We start from the raw sequence: 12,232 nt of genomic DNA on the forward strand, positions 1-12,232 counted from the left end.
TGATGAAGAATCGAGCAGGAGAAACAGTTTTAGCAATGCCAAAGGCGATTCGTAGAATTTTTAGACTGCTACTTCTAGTCGTCATTACGATTACATTTGCTGTTGCCTGCCGTAATTCCACTCCACTAGAGCAGAGAAGTTTCAACCTTGTACAAGAACCAAGCCTTGCACAAATGCCCACAGCTACAAAAGTAGTAGAACACGCTTTGGGTCAAGTCAAAATCCCACTGCACCCGCAGCGAGTGATTGTAATGGACGGTAATATCTTTCTCGATCCTGTGCTTGCACTAGGCATAAAGCCAGTTGGTATTGCCCCTTGCTCTGGCTGTCTAGAAGGTCATTCAGGTATTGATCCTAGCCTGACAGCCAATATTCCAAATGTTGGAGATGAGCAACCTTCGCTAGAAAAGATTCTTCAACTCAAACCCGATCTGATTCTATTGCACAAATATCAACAACGAATCTATCCACAGCTTTCTGCGATCGCGCCTACAGTCGTCATTGATACTGACGGTGGAGTAGACTTCGAGAAAAATATCCGATACATCGCTCAACTACTTGGAAAAGTCGATCGTGTTGAAGCGGTTCTATCTGAGCACAGAAACAAGGTCAAGCAATTACGACAACAACTAGAGCCAAGATCAAAAACGCAGAAAATATCAGTGATTCAAATTTCTGGCTCAAATATCTATTCGATTAAGCCAGGTCTCTTTCCTTCTGACCAGATTTTGATAGATGCAGGCTTACAATTTCTTGAGAGCCAAGAGCAGCAACAAGATATGTTTTTACCCGTGAGTCTGGAGGCTTTACTCAATTATGATGCTGATATTTTATTTGTGATAGTAGTCTATGAAAGAGATGCTGAAAATTTAAGTTCGTTGTCATTTTTGAAGCACCCCATCTGGTCAACTTTAAAGGCAGTTCAAAACAAGCAAATCTATGCAGTGCAATGGGCTGGAATCGGAGGAACGATCGGCGCTGATCGTGTTCTGAATGATCTCTATAGATATCTTGTAAAAGACTCCTAAAGCTGATAGCTCTTGCAGGTGCAAGCCGTTCCTGCGGAGTTGCGCTTTGCGCTAATCGCACTCTTTTGTCGATCGCACTGAGATGAATAGCGATCGTTATTCTTGCTAATCCTGTTTTGTTGTCGATCGTGCTTTGAGTGTCGATCACATTGGATAAGTAGCGATCGCGCTAGTTGACTCGTTCCAACCGTTCAGCTAACCAAACCTTGACGATCGCTTCACGGTTCACACCCAGTCGCAGTGCTTCTCGATCCAATGCCTCCACCATCCATTGCGGAAACGAGATCGTCACAGACTTTGACTCATGCCCCGGACGACGTGCGTTCCCTAAGTCCAAAAACTCAGACACGTCTTCACCTTGATCAAACCGCTGATCAAATAATGCTGCCTTCATAAAATGCCACCTCCTCTGTCCGTGAACGTCGAACCGATATAATCCGTACTTTTCCCCCTCGATAGGTAATCACAGCAGACCAATGTTTCTCTCCACGTTTACCGATCACCAAAAATCTAACTTCATCTTCCGTTCTAGCAGGAATTTCAATCCGATCCACATCTGCCCACAATTGTTGAGCTTGCACAAAGTCAATCCCATGCTTTTGCTGATTCGCTTGGCTTTTTTGTGAATCAAACTCAAACTCCATCAATACCTCGTAACTGATTTACACGCAATTGTAAATGACAATCGCACAAAATACTTTATAGATAACTTGGAAAATACCTCGTCAATGAGAAGGGAGGGGGGAAAGGGAGTAAGTGAGTGGATGGGTGAGAGAGTGATGGGGAAGATTGGGAGTTAGCGATCGTGCTTTGATCGTACTGGGATGAATCGCGATCGTTAATCGGGTTCTACGATCTCTTCCAACCAAGCCTCTAAATCCGTCAACGTGGTGAAATCGAGTAAGGCTTCGCTGAGGTCTTCTAGGACAGGTAAAGGTAGGGATGAAAGGCGCGATCTTGTTTCTTCAGAAAGTTCTTGCCCTAATCGTCGTCTTAACAGACGAGTGACTAAAGCGATCGCTTCTTGTCCGCGCACCTCTTCTCTGCCCTCTTCCTTCGCCTCTCGAATCGCTCGTGGTTCCTGTGTTAAATCTATTCCCAACATTGCTTTGATCTCCGATCGACTTAAATTAGTGAGCTTGTAGACCAAAATCGAGGTCACAATATCTATTATGTCCTGTTTCTGCTCAGGTGTGACTGGCTCCTGATCCGCTCGTACAATCAAATCTCTCGCGGCTTCTGGGGCTTCCGCTTCGTCCACAATTGTCAGCACGATCGCTCCAACCATCACAGGCAAATCTCTGACATCCCCCAACTCATCCAAATACACCCGATGCGCCTGTCCACCATTCAGAAAAGACCGATGCGGATGCAGATCGCTTTGCTCGACACTGCGCGATGGATAGATAATCACAGTTTCCCAGTCATTAAAGCGGTCTCGATTCCGATAAAAATACAATGCAGATTCAGCTAAAAGTCGTTCGTAGAGCCGTTCATCCCTCTGCATTTGAAGCTCACAGAAGTAAATTGTCCCAATCACATTATCTGGCGGCAAAAACACCCCATCAATCTCAAACTTTGGCTCTTTCACTGCAACAGAATCAAAGCGATAATCAGCCGCATTGCTCGGTCTAGTTCCAATCAGATCAAACAAGAGTGTGGGAGATTGTTGAAACAGCTTGTAGAACAGTGGATCACGGCGCATCAGAGGCAGAGAGAACAACACGGTCAAGTGTACTCTAAGCAGCACCTCAAGTTAGCTAAATTCCCTATTGATAGACCTTGCAGGTGTAGGCGGTTCCCTCGGAGTTGCGCTTTGCGCTAATCGCGCTATGAGTGTCGATCGCGTCTAGTTAGGTAGCTGATTGGGGTCAATTCCCTGCGGTTCCTACGGAGTTGCGCTTTGCGCTAATCGCAGATATGCCTCCAACCGTTCAGCCCGTTCTTCTGAACTGAGATAGCGATAGCCCTGTCTATTAGACTTCCTGCACGAATCATAGATGCCCTCCGACTAAAGTCGGGGCTACAAGAGCAAAGTGTGCCTTCGCACACTAAAGAGGCGATTTTAACCGTTAGTCCACGGAGGTGGACTTTGTTCTGATAGCAGCGATTTCAATCGCCAGGTATTCATGCAGGAAATCTATTGTACCAGGTCAATATTTCTTGGTTAAGTCCACCCACCACGCCTCGATAGCGTCCAATCCCTAATCCCACTTCTGGCATCCAATACGGCTCACCAATCTGTAGTTGATAACTATCGTTCTCTAACTTATACAACTCAAACGGTTGATGCGGGTCGCGTCGCCAAAACTCTGGGTTATACACCAGGTAGTACAACACACCCAGCTTGCGATAAATCTCCGGCTTCTCCTCATACTCCTCTCGTGGCGTGTGTGACACCATTTCTAGGACAAAGATCGCACGATGTCGTTTTCTTCCCATGTGGCATAGCTGCGCCGCGATTTGCCCCCCTTCTTGCGCTCCACCCCGACACTTAAAAACCCATCTGGGACAACGGGAACCTTCGGACTCACGCCCGTCGTGTGATACACCGCCATCTCTACCCCAAAGTACCAATCCATCCGCTCCGCCCAAATGCTGGTTAACAATAATAGCAACAGGTTAGGCAGCAGGTTTTGGTCTTCGTTGTCCACGGGCGTATCATCTGAGCAGGGCAGGTCGGCGGTGCTGGGTAAGGAGGGTGATAAGGGCTTGGAAATCACGGAGCCTGCAACCAGAAACGATGCTCTCATTAGACTTATTCAAGAATTTGTAAGCGAGACTGTGCCTAGCTTTGAGGTTAACCTCGCCAGACTGTTCAGGAACGAAGGCATCGGGGTTTGAGGCTATTTCTATCAGGAATTAATGTTGTTCATAGCACCGCCTAGAAGCAAACCCCATTGCTGATTTCAAAAGTCGTAAGTTGTGAAATCCAGGTTGCCTAACCGCAATCTGACTAGTCCACAAATGGCTAAGACCACAACTGAATACACTCGCGACTCCAAGCGAAACTGATTCGTCAAAATCCGAAAGATTTTCAAGCGCCGAATCAAGTGTTCAATGAAGATGCGTTGGGCAGAACTGACCCGGTTTTCCTGCTGTTGAGTGTCGCTCAATTCCCGATGCTTGGGCTTTTTGTGAGGCGTGGTGGTGTGCTCTGCCCCTTGATAGGCTTTATCCCCCATGAGCTGCTGCCGGGAGTCGAACTTCTGTTGTTGGCGGCGCAGCAGGCTAATATCACTGGTTAGACCTGGCACTGCTGGAATCACATCTACGATCTCTCGCCCGTCAGAGGTTCCTGACACTTGCGTTTTCTGCGTGTGCTGCTTCTTTTTGCCTGAATAATATGTCTCCTGAACCTGGGAGTCTGAGGGACGTTCTCGCGCCTGCTCCGTGCTGTCGGCTAACAGCACCTCATCTTGCAACAACTCTTGCACCCATGCCCACAACTCTGGGTCGTGCCCAAACTGCTCATACAAACTCGCCGGGAGCACTTGCCTGATCCACCTCAACCCTTGGTGGAACGCTTGGTTCGCCTGCCCCTGCGAGACCTCAAAGATCATGCCTAGCACGCCAAAGGTCGGGTCGTGCCGCAGATGAAATAAACACAGTGCGATCTCTTCGAGTTACCCGCAAGGGGTCGTGGCTTCCAAGGTAAACACTTCAGGTCGCCCGGCACCTGCTGCATTCACTCGCACTTTTTGAGCTTCCACCACCGCTTGCTCTTGGGCATGAAGCTTTCTGACTGGCTCAATTAGACGGTTAAACTCCTCAAAACTGATGCCCAAAATCAATTCACTACGCTGGGGGTAAGTGCGGATATAATCAAGAGGATTTTTCATGGGATGGTAAGGGGTGAAAACACCGTTTTACCATCTTTTTTTGCCTCAATTTAATTGTTGAACAGGTCTATTGGAAATCCTTGGTCAACCGAAAGTTATGCCTTACTTTCTCGCATTGCTCCAACGATCGTACTATCGCGTGATTTTACTTGGCAGAAAAGGCTGATGGCACTTGCTAAAGTACTCGCTAAAGAAGAGAATGGTCAGAAATTAATTGCACAGTACCAAAAGCGCATTCAGAACTTCAAACAAGCTTTAGGCGATCGTCGTGATCAAATTCAAGTTTCTGTTGCTGGGATGTTTCCTGAGTTTGTTCACGGCTACGGAGAGCAAAGTACAGTAGGGATGATTCTTAAAGATCTTGAGCTACAGCGTCCGCCCTCTTAAAGCGAGAATGTTATCTATGCGCCACAGTCCCTTTCTAAAGAAGAGATATTAGCGATCGATGGTGATGTTCTATTCTTTTTAACAAGGGAAGGAGAAGCAGGTGCGAAAACGGTGTTAGGGAGGCTTGCTCGCGATCCTTTATGGCAACATCTCAAAGTAGTTCAAAAGAATCAAGCTCATCTTGTATCTTACCAATGGCACAGCGGAGATATTTTTGCAATTAACGCCGTTTTGGACGATCTCTACCAATATCTCATTTCTAAAAAGTCCGTCTAGCATTCAAAAAAAGGGCGTTGCATAATAGAGGGATGAATGAGGGTGTTGTACTATGCAGTGTCGATACTGTGGGTCTACTGAGGTTCGCCAGAACGGGAAACGACGAGGCAAGCAAAATCATATCTGTCGCGCCTGCGGTCGCCAATTTATTGAAGGCTATGACCCACCCAAAGGCTACAGCGAGGAAACCAAGCAGGACTGCTTGATGCGTTACGTCAACGGCATGGGATTTCGCGCGATTGAGCGCTGTACTGGCGTGCATCACACAACGGTGATTTATTGGGTCAAGCAACTCGGACAGCAACTGCCGGATGCCCCACAGGAGTCGGAGATTCCAGAGGTGGGAGAACTCGACGAACTAGAAACCTTTGTCGGGTCAAAAAAAACAAAATTTGGATCTGGACAGCCGTGAACCATTTCCGGGCGGGCATTCTCGCTTGGGTGGTGGGAGATCACAGCGCAGAGACGTTCAAACCCTTGTGGCAGATTGTCTGTTGCTGGCATTGCTACTTCTATGTCACCGATGGCTGGAAGGTTTATCCCGGTTTTATTGAGGAAGGCGACCACCTTGTGAGCAAGACGTATATGACGAGAGTCGAAGGCGAGAATACCCGATTACGTCACTACTTAGCTCGATTGCATCGCAAGACCTTGTGTTACTCCAAGTCGGTCGAAATGCTAAAGCATTCGCTGCGATTGCTCCTCCATTACCTAAAGTATTGGTCAATACCCGTACTCACTTGATTCATCCCTTTGTTCAGCAACGCCGCCATATCATCAGGATAGGCATCAAATCTTTTCCTAAGCTTAGATCTCTAAACCCATTGCATACGACACAACCGATTTTATCCAATCGCAAAATTGACCGATCGGTCAGACCTGTCAGTCGATGGATAACAAACAAGGACTGATTAGAGTGAGTGCTGTAAACCGGATCTCCTTTGAAGGACTCACTCTTATGGATTCGATGTCATCGACTAACCGCCCACTGACTGTAACCGTCAACCCGGATTCACTCCGAGCAGATCGGGGTTCACTCTTCGGACTAGCAGGCAATGACACCTTACGGGGTGCGTCGCGTCAAGCCAATGTACTATTTGGGAATGAAGGGAACGATACCCTGCGGGGTGGTTGCCAGGATGACGTGCTGAACGGTGGTGCAGGCAACGATCGCGTATTCGGCGACCGTGGCAATGACCTACTCGTGGGGGGTGCAGGCGATGATTACTTGTCAGGTGGCAAGGGCGACGATCGGCTCAAAGGCGGTGCAGGCGACGACCAACTCTTCGGTGACATGGGGAATGACTATTTGGATGGGGGCGCAGGCTTTGACCGCTTAAAAGGGGGTAAAGGCAATGACACGCTGGTCGATTATGACGGCGGCGATCGGCTGATGGGCGGTAAAGGCAACGACCAATTCTGGGTCGGCGGCGCACTATCCAAATCCGCCAGCGGCATCACTGATTTCAAAATCGGTCAAGACAAAATCCGGGTTTTACGTCTGGGTTCCGGGTTTGAGAACTTGACCTTTAAGGACAACAACGGTGGGACGATCGTGTTTGATGCAAGTCAAGCGATCGCGGAACTTCAAGGAGTGCAAGCTACCCGACTTAAAGCCGACAGTTTTCTATTTGGGAACGTCGAACTCGCAAAAACCTTACAGGCGAATCTAGAGCAATCACTGTTGGACAATCCCAATGCTACAGGGCTAGCAGCAGTGACCTTTGCGCCAGATGGTAGTGTTTGGCAGGGTTTTACAGGATTAGCCAACCGGGAAACCCAAGCACCCGTGGATGCTAATTCAGTATTTGGAATTGGGAGTATTACGAAACCGATCGTTGCCACAGTCGTATTGCAACTGTACGAAGAAGGTAAATTAAATCTGAATGATACGCTCAATCAATGGGTGCCAGATTTAGCGAAGAATATTACAAATGGCGATCGGATTACCATTCGTCAATTACTGGGTCATACCAGCGGTGTTCCCAGCTATTTAGATCAACCAGAAGCAAGGGCACAATTCTTTAGTGATCCCAAGGCATTTTTTAATCGCACTATTCCAGCGCAGGAGCTACTGTCGTTTGTTCAAGGTAAACCAGCCTTGGGTGAACCGGGAGCGGCTTACTCCTATAGTAATAGCAACTACGTATTACTGGGTGAAATTGTGGAAAAAGCAACCGGATCAACATTGGCTCACCAGCTACGATCGCGGATCTTTGAACCGTTGGGACTGAACCAGACATTTTATGCGCCGCAGGAAGCGGTGAGTCGAGGTAACATTACTCGGACTTATAGCGATTTAGATAGTGATGGCAAGATTACTACAGCCGATTACTTAAATGAAGTCGATGAAGTGAGCAAAAAAGGGCTGAGTTGGGCAGCAGCAGCAGGGGCAATCGTCTCTACAGCCGCCGAAACTGCCAAAATTGGGCAAGCCTTGTTCCAAGGAGAATTCCTATCTCCATCAACCTTGCAGTTGATGATTAGTGACAATTCCGATCTCCTTGCCGGTGTGAATCGTCCACCAGGTTCAGCCCCTGATGGCATCGAACGTAATTTCTATGGGTTAGGTCTTGAATCCGGTAGTATCGCAGGCATTGGCAATTTCTTGCGTCATAATGGCGCGACGATCGGCTGGGGTTCAGAGCTAACCTACTTACCCGATCACAACATCACCGCCACAGTTTTGGCTTCACAGCCAACTCCCACAGGGACAAGTGAACTGGAGGATTCTAGCTTTATCACCGTCAACAAAAACATTCGTAGCACTATACAGCAATATCAATCTCAGCCTTCTGCATAGGTGTAGGCAACGACCAACTCTTCGGTGACAAGGGAATGACTAGAATGGAGCTACATCGTTGAGGCGCGGGATAACAAGTCGATGAAGCGGCGATTTGAAGACTTTTCGCTTCGTTCTAGGTTACTCGTCGCCTCTTATCTTGGTCGTTATGCGGCTTAGTCCTTCGCCCAATTTGTAAAGTTTTTTATTGACTGTTTGTTCAGTCATAAATATGATAACTTTAAGAAATGAGATGTAGTTAAGTCGCTTGGACAAGATATCTCTTGGCTCTAGACAGCAGAAGAGGACAACCGGAAACGCGATTCTCTTGCAGAGAGGCTACGCCAACGTAACTTCTTGCAAAAATCTCACTAATATTTCTGTGGAGGATAAAACTATGGATCTGTACTATGAAATTCACGGACAAGGCAAACCAATCGTCTTGCTGCATAGTGGTGGAGCGGACTTGCGCGATTGGCAGTTGATTGTTCCTCAGTTAGCCCAAAACTATCGGGTAATTACTTTTGACGGACGCGGTGCAGGGCAATCGCCACCACTACTCGAACCCGCCGATTTTGTTGAAGATCTAAAAAATCTCCTCGACTATTTGCAAATCGATCGAGCAATTCTAGTGGGGCATTCCATGGGCGGGCAGATTGCGACTGATTTCGCTTTAGCTTATCCCGATCGAGTATCTAAACTCGTGCTGGTTGCTCCAGGGCTGTCTGGGCATCAATTCTCACCTGAGATCCAACAGTTGTTTGGCCAAATCTGGGCAGCGGCTCCAGACACGGAAAAAATGACCCAGCTTTGCCTCGCACAGTGTATTTACAGCGTAGTCATGTCTAGTCCCCAGCGTGACTTGATGGCTGCAATGACCCGGCACAACAACGAACGAGCGTTGGAGTGGAAAACCACGGAGATGCGGTGGGCCCAGCCGCCGACGATTGAACGCTTAAATAAAATTCAGACCAAAACCCTATTCATCATTGGGACTCAAGACATGGCAGATAATTTACATACGGCGGAATTGTTTCAACAAGTACCGGATATTCAGTTCGATCGGATTGAGGGAGCGGATCATATGCCGACACTAACTCATCCCACTCGGTTGGTTAGCTCGATCTCCGCCTTCCTCAGTGAGTAACCCCAATGCCCCGTACTTCCGCCGAAAACGATCGCATCCGTCAGGCTACTAGCGAACATATTCTCAAAACAGCATTGAGTTTATTTTGTGACAAGGGCTATTACGCTACCTCGATCGAAGCAATCGCTAAACAAGCTCAAATCTCGAAGGGATTGCTGTATCACTATTTTAAAAGCAAGGCAGAAGTATTATCTGCACTGGTCGATCTGCGGATCGATGATGTATTGCTGGTGATGAATGCTGCTAAAGCAAAACCAATACCAGCAGATGGGATTCGGCACATTGTCGAAGGGGCACTCGCCGATGTCCAGCGGCAGCCGGATGTATTTCGATTTTACCTCAATCTGTTCAGCCAACCCAATCTCGATCCGATCGCGGCGCAATCTAGCCAGAAATTAAAGGACGAACAAGCTAGACAGTTTGAAGTACAGACTCAGATGTTTGAACGATTGGGCGTGGAAAATCCACGAATGCGATCGCTTTATTTCTCTGCAACTTTGCAAGGAATTATGCTGATGTTTTCGACCTACCCCAAAACCTTCCCGCTCAATGCTGTGAAAGCTCAAGTGCTCGCAGAGTTTTGTGATGAAGTAAACCACTGAAAGTTAGTACACCGCGAATAGGAGATTAAACGATGACCGCTTATGCTGTTGCTGTGATTTATGAGACACGATTTGGCGAAAAGATTAAAGAATATTTGCAACGCGTTGATGTAACGCTGGCTCCATTCTCTGGCAAGTACCGCATACACGGTGGCCCCTATCACTTACTGGAAGGTTCTTGGCTAGGAGACTTGGTTGTTATTGAGTTCCCTTCCCTAGAACAAGCAAGCGGTTGGTATGAATCAGATGACTATAAGGCGATTCGGTCATTACGTGTCAACAACACTGTCGGTGACGTATTTTTGGTAGAGGGTGTATCCGACGGGCACAAAGGTACTGACATCCTTAGCTAAAAACGTCAGAGTGCGCTCCAACAATTCATCCAAGCCGAAGCAACTTTTACCCTAGGTGTTAGGCTGCAAAGTATGGCTACCGCAGAATACCAAATGATTAACCTTCTACACTTCTACAATGGAGAAACCCTGGAATTAAGGTTGCCTAAGATATAAGAAAACCGATGTATGAAAAGATATGGAAAGTAAATGGATTAGTCATAACGGAGTTCGCCTTTTCTCCGAGTCTTTCGGTACTTCAGACGATCCACCAGTTTTATTAATCATGGGAGCGATGGCTTCAGCCGTGTGGTGGGCAGAAGACTTTTGCTGCCAATTGGCTGCTCTGGGTCGCTATGTAATTCGCTACGATCACCGAGACACAGGGCGCTCAACCAGTTACGAGCTAGGTCATATTCATTATTCCGTTGAAGATCTAGCGGATGATGCGTTTTGTGTTCTTGATGGCTATGGAATTCAGAGCGCTCATTTAGTGGGAATATCGCTAGGAGGATTCCTGGCTCAACTGATGGCGCTCAAGCATCCTCAACGGGTCAAAAGTCTGACGTTAATCGCCTCAGAACGCTTAGCCGAAACTGATCCAACAATGCCAGGGATCGATCCATCCATCCTTGAATACCATGCAAAAGCCAGTGACCTGGATTGGGCAAACCGTGAGGCAGTGATTGACTATCAGATTGGTACGTGGCGATTGATGTCTGGTTCAGCCCATCCGTTTGATGAATCAGCTATCTGCGAATTAGCTGGGGCTGACTTCGATCGCACTCCCAATCTCATAACGACCTTTAATCATGCCTTGCTTCAAGGCGGAGAAAAATGGTGTAATCGCCTCCACGAAATCGCTGTACCAACTCTGGTTATTCATGGCACAGAAGATTGTGTTTTACCCTATGCCCATGGCTTGGCATTGCAAGCAGAGATCCAGGATGCTGTATTATTGCCATTGCCAGGAACAGGACACGAACTGCATCGCAACGACTGGGCTGTTATTCTTGGCGCGATAGAAAAGAATACTGTATCCCCGCAAGAAACAGCCTAACAATTCGCTGAGAGCGGACTTCCGAAGATCTTGGTGTTGAGTTCACAGTTATTAGCAGCCGCTCAAGCGACCCGTTATGCAGCAGCGCCACAATTAATATACTTGTGGGTGATTACGGAATTCGCGTATTGGTACGGACAGATTTCGGACACTGTGTAACGGCATTATGAAAGAGATGAGTTAAGATTATTTGCGAGTGGGCTGCAACGTTCGCTGACAACCCAGCAGAAGGGAGCAAAACAATGGCAACCTTGATTATTTTGTTAGTTACCTTTGCCTTCGCAATCCTGATTAGATTTGTCTTTTTTAATCAACAGCCGATTCGCTATCGGTTCTGCGGGCGAATCGCTCTAGCCGCTATGTTCTTATTTACCGGAGTCAGTCACTTCCTGCTAAATGATGGCATGGTTCAAATGCTACCTGAATTTGTACCTTTTCGATATTTCATCATCTATGCAACTGGTATGCTTGAACTGTTTTTTGCGATTGGCTTGCTGATTCCTAAGTATTTTCGACTTACAGGAATACTTGTGATTGCATTTTTGGTTTGTGTTTTTCCGTCCAATGTTTATGCAGCGCTGAATTCAGTGGATTTTGGTGGTCATGGAAATGGACCACTTTACCTACTGTTCCGTACACCATTGCAAGTCATCTTCATTGGATGGACTTGGATAGTTGCAGTGCAGAAGCAATCTCCAAGGGCAATTGGGTAACATCGCTCAAATCGTTTCCAGAATCTTGGAGTAAGGCGTACTATAAAGCAGTGAACTAGATTC

Annotated in this window: 15 protein-coding genes and 1 pseudogene; 9 read left to right on the top strand and 7 right to left on the bottom strand. The window is 47.2% G+C overall.

All coding sequences use genetic code 11. The annotated features are described in order from the left end of the window. The first annotated feature begins 2 nt into the window (after positions 1-2). Positions 3-1,028 carry an ABC transporter substrate-binding protein gene (locus tag ACKFKH_RS08190; RefSeq protein ID WP_446857776.1) on the top strand — a complete coding sequence of 342 codons (1,026 nt, stop codon included), beginning with the start codon at positions 3-5 and terminating at the stop codon, positions 1,026-1,028. Positions 1,029-1,197: 169 nt separating this feature from the next. On the opposite strand, the gene brnA is transcribed toward ACKFKH_RS08190, so the two are convergent. The 7 genes from brnA to ACKFKH_RS08225 form a co-directional block, all read right to left on the bottom strand. After that, positions 1,198-1,422 (bottom strand): type II toxin-antitoxin system BrnA family antitoxin, encoded by a 225-nt coding sequence (brnA, locus tag ACKFKH_RS08195; RefSeq protein WP_446857777.1) that lies wholly within the window; start codon positions 1,420-1,422, stop codon positions 1,198-1,200. Next, the gene (locus ACKFKH_RS08200) at positions 1,403-1,672 is read right to left on the bottom strand and encodes a BrnT family toxin (protein WP_446857778.1); all 270 of its coding nucleotides are present in this window, start codon (positions 1,670-1,672) and stop codon (positions 1,403-1,405) included. Before ACKFKH_RS08200 ends, brnA begins: the two co-directional genes overlap by 20 nt. Before the next feature lie 194 nt (positions 1,673-1,866). Continuing rightward, the gene (locus ACKFKH_RS08205) at positions 1,867-2,754 is read right to left on the bottom strand and encodes an Rpn family recombination-promoting nuclease/putative transposase (RefSeq protein WP_446857779.1); all 888 of its coding nucleotides are present in this window, start codon (positions 2,752-2,754) and stop codon (positions 1,867-1,869) included. Between the two features lie 401 nt (positions 2,755-3,155). After that, positions 3,156-3,470, bottom strand: a complete 315-nt coding sequence (locus ACKFKH_RS08210; RefSeq protein WP_446857780.1) for a Uma2 family endonuclease — start codon at positions 3,468-3,470, stop codon at positions 3,156-3,158. Beyond that, a complete protein-coding gene (locus ACKFKH_RS08215) occupies positions 3,434-3,781 on the bottom strand; it encodes a hypothetical protein (RefSeq protein ID WP_446857781.1) in 348 nt (115 codons plus the stop codon). Before ACKFKH_RS08215 ends, ACKFKH_RS08210 begins: the two co-directional genes overlap by 37 nt. 156 nt (positions 3,782-3,937) lie before the next feature. Next, a complete protein-coding gene (locus tag ACKFKH_RS08220) occupies positions 3,938-4,645 on the bottom strand; it encodes a transposase family protein (protein WP_446857922.1) in 708 nt (235 codons plus the stop codon). A 9-nt stretch (positions 4,646-4,654) separates the two neighbouring features. Beyond that, entirely contained in the window at positions 4,655-4,870 is a 216-nt protein-coding gene (locus ACKFKH_RS08225) for a hypothetical protein (protein WP_446857782.1), read from the bottom strand. Positions 4,871-4,927: 57 nt separating this feature from the next. Here ACKFKH_RS08225 and ACKFKH_RS08230 point away from each other — a divergent pair. From ACKFKH_RS08230 to ACKFKH_RS08265, 8 genes and pseudogenes are all read left to right on the top strand, one after another. Next, positions 4,928-5,533, top strand: a pseudogene (locus ACKFKH_RS08230) (ABC transporter substrate-binding protein). Positions 5,534-5,585: 52 nt separating this feature from the next. After that, positions 5,586-6,277 (top strand): IS1 family transposase gene (locus ACKFKH_RS08235; protein WP_446857380.1). Its coding sequence is split into 2 segments (ribosomal slippage): positions 5,586-5,910 and positions 5,910-6,277, totalling 693 coding nucleotides; the frame shifts between segments, so codons are not numbered across the junction. A 214-nt stretch (positions 6,278-6,491) separates the two neighbouring features. Then, a complete protein-coding gene (locus ACKFKH_RS08240; protein WP_446857783.1) occupies positions 6,492-8,336 on the top strand; it encodes a serine hydrolase in 1,845 nt (614 codons plus the stop codon). A gap of 376 nt (positions 8,337-8,712) precedes the next feature. Further along, positions 8,713-9,462 (top strand): alpha/beta fold hydrolase, encoded by a 750-nt coding sequence (locus ACKFKH_RS08245; RefSeq protein ID WP_446857784.1) that lies wholly within the window; start codon positions 8,713-8,715, stop codon positions 9,460-9,462. Positions 9,463-9,467: 5 nt separating this feature from the next. After that, positions 9,468-10,064, top strand: coding sequence for a TetR/AcrR family transcriptional regulator (locus ACKFKH_RS08250; protein WP_446857785.1), 597 nt, complete (start codon positions 9,468-9,470; stop codon positions 10,062-10,064). A gap of 32 nt (positions 10,065-10,096) precedes the next feature. Further along, positions 10,097-10,417: a DUF1330 domain-containing protein gene (locus ACKFKH_RS08255; RefSeq protein WP_446857786.1), complete on the top strand. Its 321-nt coding sequence runs from the start codon at positions 10,097-10,099 to the stop codon at positions 10,415-10,417. 178 nt (positions 10,418-10,595) lie between these two features. Next, on the top strand, positions 10,596-11,456 hold the full coding sequence (locus tag ACKFKH_RS08260) for an alpha/beta fold hydrolase (protein ID WP_446857787.1): 861 nt from the start codon (positions 10,596-10,598) through the stop codon (positions 11,454-11,456). A gap of 242 nt (positions 11,457-11,698) precedes the next feature. Continuing rightward, a complete protein-coding gene (locus ACKFKH_RS08265) occupies positions 11,699-12,169 on the top strand; it encodes a DoxX family protein (protein ID WP_446857788.1) in 471 nt (156 codons plus the stop codon). Positions 12,170-12,232: the final 63 nt, after the last annotated feature.

Source organism: Phormidesmis sp. 146-20 (assembly GCF_052939475.1).